The sequence below is a fragment of the Streptomyces sp. NPDC048269 genome, from assembly GCF_040652395.1.
Lineage (GTDB): Bacteria > Actinomycetota > Actinomycetes > Streptomycetales > Streptomycetaceae > Streptomyces.
In genome coordinates this window covers 1-19,352 of the sequence record NZ_JBEZLW010000027.1, presented here as the reverse complement: position 1 = coordinate 19,352, position 19,352 = coordinate 1, and the positions used below count along the sequence as shown (strand labels likewise).

The following is a 19,352-nucleotide window of genomic DNA, read 5'->3' as shown; positions in this document are numbered from 1 at the left end:
CCGTGGCAAACTGGCTTCAGTACCAGTAAGCAGCGCACTCCGGGGTCGGTGTAATTCCGAACCGGCGGTTATAGTCCGCGACCCGTCCGCAGCCAGCGGCCGGTTGACCAGGTGAGATTCCTGGACCGACGGTTAAAGTCCGGATGGGAGGCAGTGCGCGGCGGGCCAGTGACCGGTACGCCGCCGTCGGCGGTTCGTCGGCATATCCCTGTGGACATGCCCGAGCGGACCGTTCATCCGGCCTCGGCGTCCCCGTGTGAGCTGTTCCGCTTCATCTGTCGTATCCCGACAGGCCCCGGAGTCCGTGCCCGATGAGGCAGGAGGACCCGGTGGCGACACACGCCGCGCACGCAGCACCCGACGCGGGCACCCGTGCCATGCGCCGAGCCATCGAGCTCGCCGCGCGCGGACTCGGCTCCACCAGCCCCAACCCGGTCGTCGGCTGCGTCATCACCGGCCCCGCGGGCACCGTCGTCGGCGAAGGCTGGCACGAGCGGGCCGGCGGCCCGCACGCCGAGGTCCACGCCCTGCGCGCGGCAGGCGAAGCCGCCCGTGGCGGCACCGCGTACGTCACCCTCGAACCCTGCAACCACACCGGCCGAACGGGCCCTTGCGCCCGCGCCCTCATCCAGGCCGGGATCACCCGGGTGGTCTACGCCGTCCCCGACCCGGACCCGCAGGCCAGCGGCGGCGCCGCCACCCTGCGCGCCGCCGGGGTCGACACCTCGGCCGGGCTCCTGCAGGAGGAGGCCGAGGCGGGCAACGCCGCATGGCTGACCTCCGTACGCCTCGGGCGGCCGCACGTCACCTGGAAGTACGCCGCCACCCTCGACGGCCGCAGCGCCGCCGCCGACGGCAGCAGCCGCTGGATCACCTCCGCCGAGTCCCGTGCCGACGTCCACCGGCTGCGCGCCGAGAGCGACGCCGTCCTGGTGGGCGGCGGCACCCTGCGCGCCGACGACCCGCACCTCGCCGTACGCGGCGTCGAAGGCGCGACGCAACCGCTGCGGATCGCCCTCGACACCCGCGCCACGGTCCTGCCGACCGCCCGGATCCTCGACGACACCGCGCCCACCCTGCTCGTCGTCGGCGAGGACGCCGACACCCGGCACCTGCCCGGCGTCGCGCTGCTCCGGCTGCCGCTGCACGACGGCCGCATCGGCGTGCACGACCTCCTCGCCCACCTGAACCTGCGCGGCGTGCGTTCGGTCCTGCTGGAAGGCGGGCCGACCCTGGCCGGAGCCTTCCTCGAAGCCGGAGCCGTCGACCGCGTCATCGGCTACATCGCCCCGGCCCTGCTCGGTGCGGGCCCCGCGGCCCTCGCCGACGCCGGAATCAAGAACATCTCCGGTGCGTTGCGCCTCGACATCACCCAGGCCCTCCGCGTCGGCCCCGATCTGCGCATCACCGCCGTCCCCGCCACCGCCACAGTCCCCGCCACCGCCACCAAGGAGCACTGAGTGTTCACCGGAATCGTCGAAGAACTGGGCGAGGTCACCGCCGTCGAGCAGCTCTCGGAGGCCTCCCGCTTCCGCCTGCGCGGCCCCCTCGTCACCGACGGCGCCAAGCACGGCGACTCCATCGCCGTCAACGGCGTCTGCCTGACCGTCGTGGAGACCGCCGACGGCGAGTTCACCGCCGACGTCATGCAGGAAACCCTGAACCGCTCCAGCCTCGGCGCCCTGACCGAGGGCTCCCGGGTCAACCTGGAGCGTCCGATGGCGCTCGGCGGACGGCTCGGCGGCCACCTGGTCCAGGGGCACGTGGACGGCACCGGCACGATCCTCTCCCGCACCCCCTCGGAGCACTGGGAGATCGTCAAGATCGCCCTCCCGGAGCACCTCTCGCGGTACGTCGTCGAGAAGGGCTCCATCACCGTCGACGGCGTCAGCCTCACCGTGGTCGAGGCCGCCGCCGACTGGTTCACCATCAGCCTCATCCCCACGACCCTCGCGCTGACCACGCTCGGCATCAAGCAGAGCGGCGACCCGGTCAACCTGGAGGTCGACGTCCTCGCCAAGTACGTCGAACGCCTGCTGGCCGCCGGCGTGAACCCGCTGCACGCGACGGGAGACCACCAGTGAACGCCCTGACCTGGCTCAACACCGAGGCGTTCACCGTCTTCGGGCAGAAGGTCATCTGGTCCGACATGATCGGCAACCTGATGGGCCTGGCCGCCCTCGCCCTCGGCTGGCGCCGCTCCATATGGACCTGGCCCGCCCAGCTCCTCTCCGGCCTGATCCTCATCGCCGCGTACGCCTCCGCCCACCTCTCCGGCGGCGTCGGCAAGCAGCTGCTGGTCATCGGCGTGGCCGTATGGGGCTGGCGCGCCTGGCAGCGCGGCAAGCAGCAGGCCCAGGACGGCTCCATCGCCGTGCGCACCGCCACCTGGAAGGAGCGCGGACTGCTCCTCGCGGGAGCGGCGCTGGGCACCCTCGCCGTCGGCGGCCTGTTCACGCTCTTCCCGCACCTGTCCTGGAGCCCGTGGGCGGACGCGTACATCTTCGTCGGCACCATCGTCGCGATGGTCGCCCAGGCCCGCGGCCTCGTCGAGTTCTGGTTCGCCTGGCTCCTCGTCGACCTGGTCGGCGTACCCCTCGCCTTCAACAACGGCCTGGCCTTCTCCGGCCTCGTCTACGTCGTGTACTTCGCCCTCGTGCTGTGGGGCGCCTACGACTGGTACCAGCGCTCGCGCACCACCACCGCCCCGGCCCTGGAAGGAGCAACGGCATGACCGCCCTCAAGCCCGTGCCCGACATCCCCGAAGAGACCTTCCGTCTCGACCCCGTGGAGCAAGCCATCCGCGACATCGCGGCGGGGCGGCCGATCGTCGTCGTCGACGACGAGGACCGCGAGAACGAGGGCGACCTCGTCATCGCCGCCGAGAAGGCCACCCCCGAGATCATCGCCTTCATGATGAGCGAGTGCCGCGGCCTGATCTGCGCCCCCATGGAGGGCACCGAGCTGGACCGGCTCGAACTCCCCCAGATGGTCGATCACAACACCGAGTCGATGCAGACGGCCTTCACCGTCTCCGTCGACGCGAGCTCCGCCCACGGCGTCACCACCGGGATCTCCGCCGCCGACCGCGCCACCACCCTGCGGCTCCTCGCGGACGGGATCTCCCAGCCCGCCGACTTCGTCCGCCCCGGCCACGTCTTCCCGCTGCGCGCCAAGCCCGGCGGCGTCCTGGTCCGCAACGGCCACACCGAGGCCGCCGTCGACCTCGCCCGCCTCGCGGGCCTGCGCCCGGCCGGCGCCATCGTCGAGATCGCCGGCGAGGACGGTGTCATGCTGCGCCTGCCGGAGCTGATCCCCTTCGCCCGCAAGCACGGCCTGACGATCATCTCCATCGAGGACCTGATCGCCTACCGCCGCTCCGCCGAACCGACCGTGCGCCGCGAGGCCGAGGTCAGCCTGCCGACCGCCTTCGGCGACTTCACGGCGTACGGCTACCGCTCCACCGTGGACGGCGTCGAGCACGTCGCCCTCGTCCACGGCGCGATCGGCGACGGCGCCGACCTCCTGGTGCGCATGCACTCCGAATGCCTGACCGGCGACATCTTCGCCTCCCAGCGCTGCGACTGCGGCCCCCAGCTGCACGCGTCCATGGAGCGGATCAAGGCCGAGGGCCGCGGAGTCGTCGTCTACCTGCGCGGCCACGAGGGCCGCGGCATCGGACTCCTGTCCAAGCTGCGCGCGTACGAACTCCAGGAGCGCGGCCGCGACACCCTCGACGCCAACCTGGAGCTGGGCCTGCCCGCCGACGCCCGCGACTACGGCGCCGGCGCGCAGATCCTCGCCGACCTCGGCGTGCACAGCGTCCGGCTGCTGACCAACAACCCCGAGAAGTCCGCCGCCCTCGTCCGGCACGGCATCGCGGTCACCAGCCGTGAGGCCATGCCGACGGAGGCCGGCGAGCACAATCTGCGGTACCTGCGCACCAAGCGGGACCGGATGGGGCACGACCTGCCCTGGCTGGACGAGGCCGTGACCACGTCCGCCTGCGGCAACCAGTAACCACACACACCCGAACACGAACCACCGAGGAGCAGAGCTGTGAGCGGCAAGGGCGCACCCGAACTGAGCGTGAAGAACTGCGGAGACCTCCGAGTCGCCGTGATCGCGGCCCAGTGGCACGAGAAGGTCATGGACGGACTGGTCGACGGCGCCCTGCGGGCCCTGCACGAGCTGGGCATCGACGAGCCCACCCTGCTCCGCGTCCCCGGCAGCTTCGAGCTCCCGGTCGTGGCGAAGGTACTGGCCGGTCGCGGTTACGATGCCATCGTCGCCCTCGGAGTGGTCATCCGCGGCGGCACCCCGCACTTCGACTACGTCTGCCAGGGCGTCACCCAGGGCCTGGTACAGGTGTCGATCGACACCGGAGTCCCCGTCGGCTTCGGTGTACTGACCTGCGACAACGACGAGCAGGCGCTGGACCGCGCCGGGCTCGAAGGGTCGAACGAGGACAAGGGGCACGAAGCGGTCACCGCCGCCGTCTCCACCGCCATGACCCTGCGGACCGTCAGCGAACCCTGGCGCTGAGTGGCGTGGGGGAACCCCGTATTCTGAGGACCATCATGGCGAACAAATCCCCCAAGAGCTTCGAAGAGCTCTTCACGGAGCTCCAGCTCAAGGCCGCCAACGGCGACCCCAGCACCTCCCGTACCGCCGAGCTCGTCGCCAAGGGCGTCCATGCCATCGGCAAGAAGGTCGTCGAGGAGGCCGCCGAGGTCTGGATGGCCGCCGAGTACGAGGGCAAGGAAGCCGCCGCCGAGGAGATCTCCCAGCTGCTCTACCACGTCCAGGTGATGATGGTGGCGCGCGGGATCTCCCTCGAGGACGTCTACTCCCACCTCTGAGCTCCGGCACGTACACCCCGCCCGAATTCACGCAAACCCACGCATCAAAGGAAGCCCCATGCTGCGCATCGCCGTCCCCAACAAGGGTTCACTCTCCGGACCGGCGTCGGCGATGCTCCATGAGGCCGGCTACCGGATGCGCAAGGAGTCCAAGGAACTCGTGGTCGTGGACCCCGAGAACGAGGTCGAGTTCTTCTACCTCCGCCCCAAGGACATCGCGATCTACGTCTCCTCGGGCAAGCTCGACATCGGCATCACCGGCCGCGACCTGCTGCTCGACTCCGGCGCCAGCGCCGAGGAGATCCTGGCGCTGAACTTCGGCCGGTCCACCTTCCGCTACGCCACCCTCCCCGGCACCGCGAAGGGCCCCGAGGACTTCCACGGGATGACCATCGCGACCTCGTACGAGGGAATCGTGGCCAAGCACCTCGCCGAGAAGGGCATCGACGCCTCCGTCGTCCACCTCGACGGCGCGGTCGAGACCGCCATCCAGCTCGGCGTCGCCCAGGTCATCGCGGACGTCGTCGAGACCGGCACCAGCCTGCGCAATGCCGGCCTGGAGGTCATCGGCGAGCCGATCCTCACCTCCGAGGCCGTCGTCATCCGCGGCAACGGCACCGACGCCGACAACCCGCAGGCCCAGCAGTTCCTGCGCCGCCTCCAGGGCGTCCTGGTGGCCCGCAGCTACGTGATGATGGACTACGACTGCCGGGCCGAGCACCTGGAGCGCGCGGTCGCCCTCACCCCGGGCCTCGAGTCGCCGACCGTCTCCCCCCTGCACAACGAGGGCTGGGTCGCCGTCCGTGCCATGGTCCCGGCCAAGGAGGCCCAGCGGATCATGGACGACCTCTACGAGCTCGGCGCGCGCGCGATCCTCACCACCTCGATCCACGCCTGCCGGCTCTGACCCGCACGCCGACCGCAGAAGGCATCCGAACGCATGACCGAGTCCGCCGCCCAGCCCGTACCGCCCGCCCTGCCGGTCACCTTCCGGCCGACCCGCACCCGGGCCGTCCTGCTGGGCGCCGGGCTCGCCATGTTCGTCACCATCACGGCGGTGGCCTTCCTGCTGGAGACCCTCAGCGCGGGGGAGCGGATCAGCTTCGTCTTCACCGCCGTCCTGCTGAGCTCCGTCCTCGTCCTGCTCAGCCGCCCCAAGGTGGTCGCGGACGAGGCCGGGGTCACCGTCGTGAACCTGACCACCACCCGCCGCCTGGAGTGGGCGCAGATCCTGCGCGTCAACCTCCGCCCAGGGGACCCGTGGGTGTTCCTCGACCTCAGCGACGGCACCAGCCTGCCCGCCCTCGGCATCCAGCCCGGGGTCGCCAGGGCCCAGGCGATCGGCGACGCGCGCGCCCTGCGCGCACTCGCCGAAACCCGGGGCACCGGCGCGAACGACCACTGAGCCCATCGGGTCTCGTGGCTGCGTACCGTTGCGGCCACGATCTCAATGACTACCCTGGTGACGGGGCGCAGCCGTGCGCCCTCCCACTTGCCCCGGGGCCCCCGGGGCCTGCGGACCACCTGCGACCTGAGGAGTGACTCCCTCCAGCAATGGACGGATCGTCCGGTAATACCCGCGCCGCCCTCCCCGCGGAGGCGGCGGCATGATCATCCCGCTACTCCTGCTCGCGGCGGCTTTCGTCCTGATCCTCGCCAACGGCTTCTTCGTGGCAGCCGAATTCGGGCTCGTCACCGTGGAGAGGCCCGAGGCCGAGCGCGCCGCAGCCGACGGCGACCGCCGTGCCCGCACGGTGGTCGAGGCCCTGCGGGAGCTGTCCTTCCAGCTCTCCGGCACCCAGCTCGGCATCACCATCACCTCCCTCGTGGTCGGCATGCTCGCCGAGCCCGCCCTCGCCGCACTGCTGGCCGGGCCGCTCGCCGCGACCGGCCTCCCCGAGGGAGCCGCCTCCGGCGTCTCCGTGGTCATCGGGATGCTGCTCGCCTCCGCCGTCCAGATGGTCGTCGGCGAGCTCGTACCGAAGAACTGGGCGGTCTCGCGACCGCTCCAGGTCGCCCGCTTCGTCGCCGGCCCCCAGAACACCTTCTCCCGCGCCTTCCGGCCGGTCATCGCCGGCCTCAACGCCGTCGCCAACCGCCTCGTACGCGCACTCGGCGTCGAGCCGGCCGAGGAGATGGCCTCCGCCCGTACCCCCGGCGAACTGGTCTCCCTGGTCCGCCATTCGGCCCAGGCCGGCGCCCTCGAACAGGACACCGCCGACCTCTTCGTACGGACCCTGTCGCTGGGCGAGCTCACGGCCCAGCACGTCATGACCCCCCGGGTGAAGGTCAGCGCCCTGATGCACACGGCCACCGCGGCCGACGTGCTCAACCTGACCCGCGCCACCGGCCTGTCCCGCTTCCCGGTCTACCGCGACCGCATCGACGAGATCACCGGCGTGGTCCACCTCAAGGACGCCCTCGCCGTGCCCGAGTCCGAGCGCGGCCGCACCACCGTGGCGCGGATCTGCGTCGCACCGCTGCTGGTGCCCGGCTCCCTGCCGGTGCAGCCGCTGCTGGAGCGGCTGCGCAGCGAACAGCCGATGGCCGTGGTCGTCGACGAGTACGGCGGCACCGCCGGTGTGGTCACCCTGGAGGACATCGTGGAGGAACTCGTCGGAGAGGTCCGCGACGAGCACGACCTCGCCGAGGACGAGGGCCCCGAGCTGGCCGCCGTACCCGCCGAGGACGGCCGCCCCTCCTGGGAGGCCGACGGCAGCTGCCGGGTGCAGACCCTGCGCCGGATAGGCCTGGAGGTGCCCGAAGGCCCGTACGAGACCGTCGCCGGCCTCGTCGCCGACCTCCTCGGCCGGATCCCCGCCCCCGGGGACCGGGCGGAGCTGCCCGGCTGGCGGCTGTCCGTCCGCCAGGTCGGCCGCAACCGCGCGGAACGCGTCCGGCTGGTCCGGCTCACCGCCATCCCCGCGGCCGGCCCGCACGGGTACGCGCCCGTCCCGGCCTTCGGCTCCGCCCCCTCGGCACGGCTCGGCGCGAGCCGCACCGGCGAACCGGCCCCGCAGCCGGCCGAGCTGGAAGGCGCCACCCGATGAACGCGCTCCAGCTCCTCTTCGCCCTGCTGCTGGTCCTCGCCAACGGCTTCTTCGTCGGCGCCGAGTTCGCACTCGTCTCCGTACGGCGCAGCCAGATCGAACCCCTGGCGGCCGGCTCGAAGCGGGCCCGGCAGGTGCTCCACGGCCTGGAGAACCTGCCCCGCATGATGGCCGCCGCACAGTTCGGCATCACCATGTGCTCGCTCACCCTCGGCGCGGTCGCCGAACCCACCGTGGCCCGGCTGCTGGAGCCCGTCTTCCACGCCGTCCACGTACCGCAGGGACTGATCCACCCCCTCGGCTACGCCTTCGCGCTCGCCGCCGTGGTCTTCCTGCACCTGGTCATCGGCGAGATGGTCCCCAAGAACCTCGCCATGGCCGCCCCCGAGAAGACCGCCCTGTGGTTCAGCCCCGGCCTGGTGGCCTTCGCCCGCGTGTGCGGACCGGTCACCACCGCGCTCGGCGCCTGCGCCAAGCTCATCCTGCGGCTCTTCAAGGTGGAGCCCAAGGACGAGGTCGAGGCCGTCTACACCAGCGCCCAGCTCGGCCGGCTGCTCAAGGACTCCCGGCAGGCCGGACTCCTGGAACCGGTCGAGCAGGAACGCCTGGAGGACGCGCTGGAACTGGGCAGCCGCCCCGTCACCGACGTACTCCTCGCCCGGGACCGCATCGTCACGGTCGGTCCCTCGGCCACCCCGCGCCAGATCGAGCAGCTGACGGTGCGCACCGGGTACTCCCGGTTCCCCGTCCGCTCGGACAGCGGTGCCTTCATGGGCTACCTGCACGTCAAGGACGTCCTGGACCTGGAGGACCGGGAGCGGGCCGTGCCCCAGCGGGTCTGGCGCCGGATGACCACCCTGTCCGCCACCCTCCCGCTGGACGACGCGCTCAGCGTCATGCGGCGGGACGCCACCCACCTCGCCCAGGTCGCGGACGCGGCCGGGCGGGTGCTGGGCCTGGTCGCCATGGAGGACGTCCTGGAAATGCTGGTGGGCGAGGTCCGGGACCCGTCGCACCGGTCGTACGTACGGGGCGCGTAGCCGCCGCCCCCGGACCCCCTTGCCTCGAACGCCCGCGCGGGGCTGGGATTCGCTGCGCGAATCCGGCCCGCCCGGCGTTCGAGGGCACGGCGCGGAGCGCACGTACGGGGTCTGGGGGCCGAGCCCCCGGAAACGGCGGAAGGGCGGGGCGGGGAGAGGCTCCGCGCAGCGGCCCACCCGCAGCCCCGCCCCGGCCGGTCCGCAAGGCCTGCGCGAGCTACAACGGCGGCGCCTCCGGCCGCTCCTGCGGCCCCCGGCCCGACAGGACCTCTCCGTACGCCTGCATCAGGTCCGCCAGCCGCAGCGTGGCCAGGTCGTCGCGGGAGGGTTCGCCCGCGAAGCCCGCCAGCCGCAGATCCCGGTACGCACAGCTCTTCTCGTACAGGGTGCGCAGGAAACGGCCGTTGCCGAGCTCGTCGATCCACCCCTGCTCCACCACGTGCGCGCTGATGCTGCGCAGCTCCTCGAGGGCCTCTTCGTCCCAGCAGTCCCCGTTCGCCTCCGCCAGCACCCCGCCGATCGCGGTCAGCTCCAGCGGCCGGTAACTCGGGAAGTCCACCCGGGAGGTGAACCGCGAGGACAGCCCCGGATTGGCCGCCAGCAGCCGGTCCATCCCGGCCGGATAGCCAGCCAGGATCACCACCAGGTGGTCCCGGTTGTCCTCGGCCCGCTTCAGCAGCACCTGGAGGGCCTCGTCCCCGTACGCGTCACCCTTGCTGTAGCCCGAGTTGGACAGGCTGTACGCCTCGTCCACGAACAGCACCCCGCCGATCGCCGAATCGATCAGCTCGTTCGCCTTCACCGCGGTCTGGCCGAGGAACTCGCCCACCAGGTCGGAGCGTTGCGCCTCGACCAGATGGTCGCCGCCCAGCAGGCCCAGCGCGTAGAAGACCCGGCCCAGGATCCGCGCCACCGTCGTCTTGCCCGTGCCGGAGGGACCGGAGAACACGAAATGGCGTTTCGGCGGCTGCACGGGGAGCCCCTGCACCGCCCGCAGCCGCGCCATGTGCAGCTGCGCGGAGAGCGCCTTCACCTGCCGCTTGACCGGCTCCAGCCCCACCATCCGTTCCAGCTCCGCCAGCGCCTCGGCGAGCGCCTCCGGATCGGGCGGCCCGGCCGGCAGCCCCGCGGGCGCGCCCTGCGGCGGGACGGACACCTTGCGCCGGACGCCCTCCGTCCGGCCCGCGGGTGGCGGCGTGCCGGTCAGCGGGTCCGGCTCCACCTGGCCGTCCGCCGCGATGTCCTGGACGGGCCCGCCGCCCAGCGCCACCGCCGCGAAATTCCCGCCCGCCGGGGACGGGCCGTGCCCGCCGTAGCTCCCGAACCCGGAGTACCCGGCCGCCCCGTCGGCCATCCCGGCCATGCCGTCGGTGTCGTCGCCGTCCTCGATCGCCGTCAGCCGGGCCGCCGTGTCCATGAACGCCGGGTCCACCCGGTGCACCGCCCGGTACAGCGGCAGCGCCGCCGCGCTGCGCCCGGTGCCCTCGTGCGCCCGCGCCAGCCAGTACCGCAGCTCCTTGCGCTGCGGCTGCTCGCTGCGGCACCGCATCAGCGCCGCCGACAGCATCGGCTCCGCCTGCCCGTACATCTCCAGCCGGACCCGGGCCATCCCGCCGAACAGCCCCGCCTCGATGCCCAGCAGCGGATCGTCCACCAGCGGCTCGGTGTGCCGCACCAGCTGCTCCCAGTCCTTGACCAGGTAGGCCCGGCAGGCGTGCAGGAACCGCACCTGCGGATCGGTGTCCACCGGAGGCAGCGCGGCCAGTGCCTGGTCCAGCTCCGGCACGTGGCGGCCGTCCAGCCAGTGCGAGGCGTGGGCCAGCAGCAGGTCCCGCCGGCTCTCCAGTACCGGCTGCACCCACCAGCCCAGCCAGTACCAGGAGTTCAGCGTCCGCCGGTGCCGGGCCCGCTGTTCGCCGAAGCGGTCCCGGTGCGCGTACATGCGCAATAACGCGTTGGTGGTGTCGACCCGGAGCGCGTGCAGCCCGAGCCAGGCGTCGGCCATCGCGGGATCGAGTCGTACGGCCGCCCGGAACTCCTCCTCGGCCTGCGGATAGGCGCCCATGGTGCAGGCGTCGACCCCGCGCAGCCAGGCGAGTTCGGCCGGGGCGTGCGTGCTGCCCGGCGTGCCGAAATCCATCACGTCCCCCACAAGCCTGCCCCCGTGGTGCGCGGCAACCCCCGCTTCGAGCGCGCGAGTTGCCCGGTGCCCCCGACTAGCGTCGCTGAAATCAGGGCTGCATCGTACCTGCGGTTTCGCACCTTACGTAGGGCGCGACGGGCCGGGTTCCGGTGTGCGCCCCGGGCATGCCCGGTGACTCAGGGTGAAGAAGGGGCCCACGCGGAGGGGGTTCCGGGGCAGAACGAAGCCCCCGATCACGGGGGAACAACCGGGGGCTTCGTGTCCGCGGCGGCCGCGAAAGGCCGCGCACTGAGAACGTAAGGCCGTTTCGGGCCCCAGGTCAAGCGGGTCGGTGGAGGCCCGGCAGAGCGGAATTCCGGGGCCGCTCAGGCCCGGGGGAGTCCGTCACCCTCGGTGACGGAAGTGGTGGTTCGTGCGGTCGCACCCGTCCCGGAAGACCACTCGTATCCCGTACCGCTCTGGCGCACCAGCGTGTCCGCGAAGGGGCGCGAAGGGTCATCCGAGAAGTGCGCGAGCTCCGCGCGCTCCCATCCGTCCCAGAAGTCGGAAAGTTCACGCCCGTCCCGGTTTCGCCCGCGCCCCCAGGACTGCTCGCGCGGCGTCTCCATCCACAGAAGCCGCGCCAGGAGCGGGCGCAGCGCCCGGCGGCCCGCGCCGACGCCCTCGACGAGGAGCACCGGCGCCGGCTCCAGTACCTGCTCCGGGCCGAAGCGGCGCTCCACCCAGTCGTACGGCGCCCAGCGCGCGGGCCGCCCGGCGGCGAGCGGCTCCAGCACCTGCGCGCGGAGCCGCCGCTGCCAGCCGAACAGCTCCTCGTGGGTGGCCACGTCGTCCAGGTGCAATACGGGTACGCCGCCCAGCGCCCCGGCGAGCCGGTCCGCGAAGGTGCTCTTCCCGGACCCGGCGTGCCCGTCGATCCCGATCAGCCGCACCGGGCCGAGGGAGGGGGGCAGTGCGACGAGTTCCCGCGCGAGTGACTCAAGTGACTGCTGTGGCTCCACCCGACCAGCCTAGACGCGCGTCCGACACGGCCGGTGGCTTCGTCGCCGGGCCGCCGGGAACTGGGAGGGTGAGCCCATCGAAGCACCGACCCACCCTGGGGGAACCCCGCGATGACCGCACCCACACCGCGCAGGGCCGTACTCGTCGCCGCACTCGCGGTCGCCACCGCGGCCTCCGCCGCCACCGTCTCCGGCAGCAGCGCCGCGGCCGCCGCCCCTGCGGCTCCGCGGCGTGCGGGCCGTACCGTCGACAACCGGTTCTGGTTCTCGTACGACCACTGGAAGGGCGGCGTCCACCAGGGCACGACCGCCGTCGACGGCGCCCGCCCCGGCCTGGAGATCGAGACAGCGGCGGGCCGCACCGGGTACGCCGACCCGCACACCGGGAAGAAGAGCACCTGGGAGTACGCGACCTGGACCTCCCCGGTGCACCGCTCCGGCGTGGCCGCCACCGAGGCCATCGCCTCCTGGAACGCGCGCACCCCCGCCGGCACCTGGATCCAGACCGAACTGCGCGGCACCTACAACGACGGCACCGCCACTCCCTGGTACGTGATGGGCCGCTGGGCCGCCGGGGACGGCGACATCCGCCGCACCTCCGTGGACGGCCAGACCGACGGCAGGTCCACCGTCTGGACCGACACCCTGGCCGTCGACGCCCCGTCCGGCGGTCTGCGCCTCACCGACTGGCAGCTGCGCCTGACCCTGTACCGCAGGCCCGGGGCCGACCGCGGGCCCACGGTGTGGCTGGCCGGCGCCATGGTCTCCGACCTCCCGGACCGGTTCACCGTCCCCGCTTCCCCGCCCTCCGGCCAGGCGCACGAGCTGAAGGTCCCGCGCTACTCGCAGGAGGTGCACGTAGGCCGCTACCCCGAGTACGACAACGGGGGCGAGGCCTGGTGCAGCCCCACCTCCTCCCAGATGATCATCGAGTTCTGGGGCGGCAGGGCGGACCCCGCCTCCCTGGCCTGGGTCAACCCGGAGTACTCCGACCCGCAGGTGTGCCACGCCGCCCGCTCCACCTACGACGCCGCCTACAAGGGCTGCGGCAACTGGCCCTTCAACGCCGCCTACGCCGCCACCTACCGCGGGCTCGCCGGGGTCGTCACCCGCCTCGCGTCCCTCGCCGACCTGGAGACCCTGGTCCGGGCCGGCATCCCCGCCGTCACCTCCCAGTCCTTCCGTCCCGAGGAGCTGACCGGCGCCGGCTACGGCACCGCGGGCCACCTCATGACCGTCGTCGGGTTCACGGCCGCCGGCGACGTCGTCGCCAACGACCCCAACTCGCCCGACAACGCCTCCGTGCGCCGCGTCTACAAGCGCCGTGAGTTCGAGAACATCTGGTTGCGAACCAAGCGCCACAACGCCGCCGGCAAGGTCGTCTCGGGCAGCGGAGGTGTCTGCTACCTCTACGCCCCGGCCGCGCCGGGCCCGGCCCAGGCCGCGGCGCTGCTGGCGGTCGGAGTGCTCTGAAACCACCTTTTGACCCAATGGCCCGAATGGGCGGAACATAATGGGGTAAACGGCAGATAAAGGCTTCTCAGGGAGAGGCGGCCAGCCATGACCACCCATTCGAGCATCGAGCACCACCCCGACCTCGCAGAGATGCGCACGCGTTTCGAGCGGGTGACCAGCACCCCCGCAGCGCAAGCCGTAGAGGCATTGGCCCTGGTCACGGGCCTGTACCTGGCGGCCTCGCCGTGGATCGCAGGGTTCAGCACCCTGACCCCGCTGGCCATCAACAACCTGATCGCCGGCCTGGCGTTCTGCCTGTGCATGAGCGGTCTGGGTTCTGCCTACGAGCGCACCCACGCGATGGCGTGGACCGCGGTCGCCCTCGGTGCGTGGACGATCGTCGCCCCGTGGGTCATCGCCGGTGAGATGGACACGACCCGCACGGTGGTCAGCAACGTGATCACCGGCGCCGTAGCCCTGTGCCTCGGCCTCGCGATGGCTGCGATGGCCGGTCGCAACCGCGAGACACGCATGTGACGACAGGGACAGCTGACGACACGGACAGCTGACGACACGGATCCGGCCGCAACGCCGGGAGGGCCCGCCGCCGGGCCCCAGCCGCACCGCACGTGCCGGGGCGGGTCGGGGCCCGGCGGCGGGCGTGACGTGTGCCACCAGTGACCCTCATCATCTACCGCGAACGCCGCGAACGCTGGCACATTGGACACCATGACCGCCAACAGCGCCGCTCCCACCGCCCGTGTCCGGAACCTCGTCCGCACCGGCGGACCCGAGGACGGTTCCTCCCGGCTGGAGCACGTGCTCGGCTGGGTGCTCGTGGTCGTGATCGCCATGTTCGTCACCCAGGTCGGCTGGCTGTAACCGCTCTCCCGTCCCACCGCTGTCCCGGCCCGCCGTTCTCTCGTCCCACCGCTCTCTCGTCCCGCCCCTCGCACGCCCGTCACGTTCACCGTGACGGGCGTTTTCGCGTTCCCCGCCGACGCGCCGGGTTGACGGCGGTGGATCACCCCTGCAGCTTTCCACTAACCAGTCAGTGGAATGAGGTGGAGGGCGTGGAGTTCCGCGTCTACCGACGCAGCGGCTCCAGCCGACACGGACCGGACGGGAGAGGGGGTCGCTGCCGCCCTGGTGGCCCTGCTTCTGTTCGTCCCGCGCCGCCCCACGACGGCGCGCGCAGCCGGCGCCTCACCGCCACCGGGTCCGCCGCCCCGGCCCTCACCCGCCCGCCGGAGTCCGACCGTCCGGCCTCTTCCTGCCCGCCACCCACAGGGGAACCCGCATGGCCACGAAGAAGAACCTTCAAGCCGACCGCACCAGCGTCACCCACAAGGTCCGCTACGCGCTGAGCAACCCGACCCGCATCGCCCCCTACGTACGCCGCGCCGCGCGCGACGCCTGGCTGCGCCGCAAGCACCCCGACCACGTGGGCTACTACCGCGCGGTCATGGCCTCGGACACCGGCCGCAACCCCGAAGCCGCCGTCGGCAGCCAGACCCACGACCGCTGGCTGGCCCTGGGCAAGATGCAGTTCGACTACCTCATGGGCCACGGCCTCGCGCCCGGCCACCGGATGCTCGACATCGGCTGCGGCAACCTGCGGGCAGGCTGGCGCTTCATCGAGCACCTCGACCCGGGCCACTACTACGGCATCGACATCTCGCCCGACATCCTCATCTCCGCCAAGGAGACCCTGACCGGACAGGGCCTCCAGGCCAAGCTGCCACACCTGACCCTCACCCGGGACCTCACCCTGGACTTCCTCCCCGAGCGCCACTTCGACGTCGTGCACGCCCACAGCGTCTTCTCCCACTCGCCGATCGAGATCATCGACGAGTGCCTCGCCCACGTGGAGCGCGTACTGGCCCCGGGCGGCTGGTTCGACTTCACCTTCGACCGCACCGAGGGTGCCGAGCACCAGGTCCTGCGCGAGGACTTCTACTACCGCACCGAGACCCTGGTGGACCTCGCCGCGAAACACGGCCTCACCGCCCGCTTCATGGACGACTGGGAGCGGCTCGGACACGGCCAGTCCAAGATCCGCGTCACGGCCGGCTGACCCCGCCCGGACCGGCACGGGGCACGGCCGGGTCCGGGCCGCCAGTGCCGGTCCGGGGTCATGAGGCCTCCAGCCGCAGGCCGTCGGTGACGATCACGTCGGAGGTCACCAGCGCGCCTGCTCGGCACTGACCTGGGTCATGAAGACGAACGGAGGGACGACCGGGGGAGGAGCGGGCAGCCCGTCGGGGCTGAAGGTGACGCACAGCAGTCCCTCGATGCAGCCGCTGAACTTCGTGAGGTACAAGGTGACGTCTCCCCGCAGGTCCAGGGAGGTGGCGGCCAGCCCGTACTGCTCGCGGCGGGCGCGCGTCCGCAGCCGGTAGTCGCGCAGTGAGGCCGCGCGCATCTTCAGCACCAGCACCTTGAGCGGCCCGTCCACCGTCGGCACCTGGGCGACGCCCGTGAGCGCGAAGCCCTGGGGCGCGAAGAGCGAGGTGGTGACGGTCGGGGGAGTGCGCGCCGCCATCGGCGGCCCCGCGGCCGGGGCCGCCCCGGCTGCGCGTCGTGCCGGCACCCATGATCGTCCTCCCGTACGTCGTCCGGTGCGCAGGGGAAGTGCTGCCATACTTCAGACACGTTGTGACAGTTCGAGGCTAGGGCTGAATTTGAATAATGGTCAACAGCGCGGAACGACCGAGCGTTCGCAGGTCCGCAGGGCTGAACTCATAGCGACCGGACGCAAGTTGTTCGCCGACACCTCGTACGACGCGCTGTCCATGGACGACATCGCCAAGCAGGCGGGCGTCGCCAAGGGGCTCATCTACTACTACTTCAAGAGCAAGCGCGGCTACTACCTCGCCATCGTCGAGGACTCGGTCGCCGAGCTCGTCGCCCGCGCCGGCGGGGAGTCCGATCTCCCGAACGCCGAGCGGGTCCGGCGCACCATCGACGGCTACCTCTCCTACGCCGAGCACCACCACGCCGCCTACCGCACCATCGTCACCGGCGGCGTCGGCTCCGACGCCGAGGTACTGGCCATCCGCGACGCCGTCCGCGAGGAACTGGTCGCCACCATCGCCGAAGGCGCGTACGGGCACCGCGCGCTCCCGCCGCTCGCCCGGCTCGCGCTGGTTGGCTGGCTCTCCTCGGTCGAGGGGATCACCCTGGAGTGGATCGGCGGGCTCGCCGCGGACGCGGCCGGCCAGCCGGTCCGCGCCGCACTGGGCGCCCTGCTCGTACGCCAGCTGCGCGCGACGCTGACCGTGATCGAGGAGTTCGTCCCGGAGTGCCCGGCACCTCCCGCCCCCGAAGAGCCGTCGATCAGCTCGGTGATCTTGCCCCGGTGACGGGAAGCCCCTGATCGGGCATACTCAACCCGCCGCAGCCTCTGAACTGCCCCTTCCGTGATCCGGGAGGGCAGCATCGGCTGTGAGAGCACCGAGACCCGGCGTCGCGTCCCACACCTCACGCGCCGCCGCCGTGCCCGATCAGGGAGGAGAGCGCCGCCATGACAGACCGCGCCCCGCAGCCGGTGGACCGTCAGCTGCCCACCGAGGAGTCCCGGGACCTCCTCGCCCTCGTACGCGAGATCGCCCAGCGGGAGATCCGCCCCGTGGCCGCCGAGGAGGAAGACTCCGGGCGGTTCCCCCGCGAGATCTTCACCCTGCTTTCGGAGGCCGGACTGCTCGGCCTCCCGTACGCCGGCGAATTCGGCGGCGGCGAGCAGCCGTACGAGGTCTACCTCCAGGTCCTGGAGGAGCTGGCCGCGGCCCGCCTGACCGTCGGGCTCGGCGTCAGCGTGCACTCCCTGGCCTGCCACGGCCTGGCCGGCTACGGCACCAAGGAGCAGCAGGCGGCCCACCTGCCGGCGATGCTCGGCGGCGGCCTGCTGGGCGCCTACTGCCTCTCCGAGCCGGCCGCGGGCTCCGACGCCGCCTCGCTCACCACCAAGGCGGTGCGCGACGGCGACGAGTGGATCATCACCGGCACCAAGGCCTGGATCACCCACGGCGGGGTCGCCGACTTCTACACCGTCCTCGCCCGCACCGGCGCCGAGGGCCCCAAGGGCATCACGGCCTTCCTGGTCCCCGGCGACGCGGACGGCCTGACCGCGGCCGTCCCCGAGAAGAAGATGGGCATGAAGGGCTCACCCACCGCCCAGCTCCACTTCGACGGGGTACGGGTGCCGGACTCGCGCCGCATCGGCGAGGAGGGGCAGGGCTTCACCATCGCCCTGGCCGCGCTCGACGCGGGCCGCCTCGGCATCGCCGCCTGCGCCATCGGCGTCGCCCAGGCGGCGCTGGACGAGGCCCTGACGTACGCACTGGACCGCAAGCAGTTCGGGCACCCGATCGCGGACTTCCAGGGGCTGCGCTTCATGCTGGCCGACATGGCCACCAAGATCGAGGCGGGCCGGGCGCTGTACCTCGCGGCGGCGCGCCTGCGGGACGCCGGCAAGCCGTTCTCCCGGCAGGCGGCCATGGCGAAGCTGTTCTGCACCGACGCGGCGATGGCGGTCACCACGGACGCGGTCCAGGTGCTGGGCGGTTACGGCTACACCGCGGACTTCCCCGTCGAGCGGCTGATGCGGGAGGCGAAGGTGCTCCAGATCGTGGAGGGCACCAACCAGATCCAGCGCATGGTCATCGCCCGCCACCTGGCGGGGCCGGAGACGCGCTGAGCAGTGGAGGCGGTGCCGGGGCCGGTGCCGGCACCGGCGTCGGGGCTCTGCCGGTGCCGAGGCGGCGCCGGTGCCAGTGCCAGTCCAGTGCCCGAGCTCGCCGTCCGGCCGGCGCTGACCGACGCCGGACCGAACGACCTGTTCGGCGCCGCCCGGCCCGGGCACCGGGCGACTGCTTCGCCCCCGGTCCCCGAACGCAGCCAGGCCCGGGGCACCGCCCGCCGGTGGCGGTGGCGGTGGCGGTGGCGTGGTGAGTCAGCTCCCGAACAGCGGGCCGTTGGGCCAGATCGGGGACGTACTGATCCGGGACCACTCCGGGTCCCGCCGCCCCGGAACGGTCCGGCCGTCCTCGGTCCAACGGGCGATCAGCGCACTGTAGATGGGCGGATCGGGATACCGCTGCCGGGATCCCTGCTGAACCGATTCTTCGTAACCGGGCGGCGTCGGCCGCCGACGGCGTCCCGTCCGTGGCGTGGAAGTCTCAACCGTGGTCATGCCGGAGCAACGCGGCACAGCACCCACGAGTAACCGCCTCCCGCCCCCGGGGATCCGTTCGATGGGGTCACCGGGCTGGGGCGGGGCCGTGGGCGGGGGCTCCTGGGCTTCGGGCGGCGGGACCTCAGCAGGGCCGGCGCCAGGGACGTGGGGCGGGGCTTCGGGCGGCGGGATCTCAGCGGGGCGGTGGCAGGGACGTGGGGCGGGGCTTCGGGCGGTGGGATCTCAGCGGAGCGGAGTCAGGGACGCGGGGCGGGGCTTCGGGCGGCCGGACCTCAGCGGGACGCCATCCAGGGACGTGGGGCGGGCTTCGGGCGGCGGGATCTCAGCGGGGCGGTGGCAGGGACGTGGGGCGGGGCTTCGGGCGGCCGGACCTCAGCGGAGCGGCATCAAAAACGCAGGGCGAGGCTACGGGCGGCAGGACCCCAGCGGGACGCCATCCAGGGACGCGGGGCGGTGGCTTCGGGCGGCGGGGCCACTGATTCAGCGTCGGGGCGGCGGGGCGGTGGCTCCGGAGGGGCGGGAGCCGCTTACTCCGGATCAGGGTGGGGCTGGGGGTTTCCCGTCCGTCCCATCGTCTTCCGGGTCGGGCCGGTCCCTCAAGGGC

Annotated in this window: 19 protein-coding genes and 1 riboswitch; of the genes, 16 read left to right on the top strand and 3 right to left on the bottom strand. The window is 72.4% G+C overall.

Annotation, left to right across the window (positions count from 1 at the left end; genetic code table 11):
• Window positions 1-30 precede the first annotated feature (30 nt).
• Window positions 31-161, top strand: a riboswitch (FMN riboswitch).
• 216 nt (window positions 162-377) lie between these two features.
• From ribD to AB0D48_RS25140, 10 genes are all read left to right on the top strand, one after another.
• Complete coding sequence (ribD, locus tag AB0D48_RS25185) at window positions 378-1,460, top strand: bifunctional diaminohydroxyphosphoribosylaminopyrimidine deaminase/5-amino-6-(5-phosphoribosylamino)uracil reductase RibD (RefSeq protein ID WP_362401281.1); 1,083 nt, start codon at window positions 378-380, stop codon at window positions 1,458-1,460.
• A complete protein-coding gene (locus AB0D48_RS25180; protein WP_362401116.1) occupies window positions 1,461-2,084 on the top strand; it encodes a riboflavin synthase in 624 nt (207 codons plus the stop codon).
• Window positions 2,081-2,734, top strand: a complete 654-nt coding sequence (locus AB0D48_RS25175; protein WP_362401113.1) for a nicotinamide mononucleotide transporter family protein — start codon at window positions 2,081-2,083, stop codon at window positions 2,732-2,734. The genes AB0D48_RS25180 and AB0D48_RS25175 overlap by 4 nt, the downstream gene beginning before the upstream one ends.
• Window positions 2,731-4,020 (top strand): bifunctional 3,4-dihydroxy-2-butanone-4-phosphate synthase/GTP cyclohydrolase II, encoded by a 1,290-nt coding sequence (locus AB0D48_RS25170; protein ID WP_362401110.1) that lies wholly within the window; start codon window positions 2,731-2,733, stop codon window positions 4,018-4,020. The genes AB0D48_RS25175 and AB0D48_RS25170 overlap by 4 nt, the downstream gene beginning before the upstream one ends.
• A 39-nt stretch (window positions 4,021-4,059) precedes the next feature.
• Entirely contained in the window at window positions 4,060-4,545 is a 486-nt protein-coding gene (gene ribH / locus AB0D48_RS25165; protein WP_007262951.1) for a 6,7-dimethyl-8-ribityllumazine synthase, read from the top strand.
• Between the two features lie 35 nt (window positions 4,546-4,580).
• On the top strand, window positions 4,581-4,862 hold the full coding sequence (locus AB0D48_RS25160; protein WP_362401107.1) for a phosphoribosyl-ATP diphosphatase: 282 nt from the start codon (window positions 4,581-4,583) through the stop codon (window positions 4,860-4,862).
• A gap of 58 nt (window positions 4,863-4,920) precedes the next feature.
• Window positions 4,921-5,769 (top strand): ATP phosphoribosyltransferase, encoded by an 849-nt coding sequence (gene hisG / locus AB0D48_RS25155; protein ID WP_362401104.1) that lies wholly within the window; start codon window positions 4,921-4,923, stop codon window positions 5,767-5,769.
• A 33-nt stretch (window positions 5,770-5,802) separates the two neighbouring features.
• Entirely contained in the window at window positions 5,803-6,267 is a 465-nt protein-coding gene (locus AB0D48_RS25150; RefSeq protein WP_362401101.1) for a PH domain-containing protein, read from the top strand.
• Between the two features lie 202 nt (window positions 6,268-6,469).
• Window positions 6,470-7,912, top strand: a complete 1,443-nt coding sequence (locus AB0D48_RS25145) for a hemolysin family protein (RefSeq protein ID WP_362401098.1) — start codon at window positions 6,470-6,472, stop codon at window positions 7,910-7,912.
• Entirely contained in the window at window positions 7,909-8,952 is a 1,044-nt protein-coding gene (locus tag AB0D48_RS25140) for a hemolysin family protein (protein WP_362401095.1), read from the top strand. Before AB0D48_RS25145 ends, AB0D48_RS25140 begins: the two co-directional genes overlap by 4 nt.
• Window positions 8,953-9,169: 217 nt before the next feature.
• Here AB0D48_RS25140 and AB0D48_RS25135 read toward each other — a convergent pair whose 3' ends face one another.
• Both AB0D48_RS25135 and AB0D48_RS25130 read right to left on the bottom strand, forming a co-directional pair.
• Window positions 9,170-11,092: an AAA family ATPase gene (locus tag AB0D48_RS25135; protein WP_362401092.1), complete on the bottom strand. Its 1,923-nt coding sequence runs from the start codon at window positions 11,090-11,092 to the stop codon at window positions 9,170-9,172.
• Between the two features lie 368 nt (window positions 11,093-11,460).
• On the bottom strand, window positions 11,461-12,096 hold the full coding sequence (locus tag AB0D48_RS25130) for a hypothetical protein (RefSeq protein ID WP_362401089.1): 636 nt from the start codon (window positions 12,094-12,096) through the stop codon (window positions 11,461-11,463).
• Window positions 12,097-12,207: 111 nt separating this feature from the next.
• Between AB0D48_RS25130 and AB0D48_RS25125 the strand changes: the two genes are divergently transcribed.
• The 4 genes from AB0D48_RS25125 to AB0D48_RS25110 all read left to right on the top strand — a co-directional run bounded on the left by AB0D48_RS25125 (window position 12,208) and on the right by AB0D48_RS25110 (window position 15,628).
• Entirely contained in the window at window positions 12,208-13,569 is a 1,362-nt protein-coding gene (locus AB0D48_RS25125; protein WP_362401086.1) for a peptidase C39 family protein, read from the top strand.
• An 87-nt stretch (window positions 13,570-13,656) separates the two neighbouring features.
• Window positions 13,657-14,088: an SPW repeat protein gene (locus tag AB0D48_RS25120; protein ID WP_362401083.1), complete on the top strand. Its 432-nt coding sequence runs from the start codon at window positions 13,657-13,659 to the stop codon at window positions 14,086-14,088.
• A 192-nt stretch (window positions 14,089-14,280) separates the two neighbouring features.
• A complete protein-coding gene (locus AB0D48_RS25115) occupies window positions 14,281-14,433 on the top strand; it encodes an SCO1431 family membrane protein (protein ID WP_362401080.1) in 153 nt (50 codons plus the stop codon).
• A 418-nt stretch (window positions 14,434-14,851) separates the two neighbouring features.
• Window positions 14,852-15,628, top strand: coding sequence for a class I SAM-dependent methyltransferase (locus tag AB0D48_RS25110; RefSeq protein WP_362401077.1), 777 nt, complete (start codon window positions 14,852-14,854; stop codon window positions 15,626-15,628).
• Window positions 15,629-15,733: 105 nt separating this feature from the next.
• Here the strand turns inward: AB0D48_RS25110 and AB0D48_RS25105 are convergent, their stop codons facing one another.
• Complete coding sequence (locus AB0D48_RS25105) at window positions 15,734-16,144, bottom strand: hypothetical protein (RefSeq protein WP_362401075.1); 411 nt, start codon at window positions 16,142-16,144, stop codon at window positions 15,734-15,736.
• Between the two features lie 169 nt (window positions 16,145-16,313).
• Between AB0D48_RS25105 and AB0D48_RS25100 the strand changes: the two genes are divergently transcribed.
• Window positions 16,314-16,916, top strand: a complete 603-nt coding sequence (locus tag AB0D48_RS25100) for a TetR/AcrR family transcriptional regulator (RefSeq protein WP_362401072.1) — start codon at window positions 16,314-16,316, stop codon at window positions 16,914-16,916.
• 161 nt (window positions 16,917-17,077) lie between these two features.
• Window positions 17,078-18,250 (top strand): acyl-CoA dehydrogenase family protein, encoded by a 1,173-nt coding sequence (locus AB0D48_RS25095; protein ID WP_362401069.1) that lies wholly within the window; start codon window positions 17,078-17,080, stop codon window positions 18,248-18,250.
• Window positions 18,251-19,352 lie beyond the last annotated feature (1,102 nt).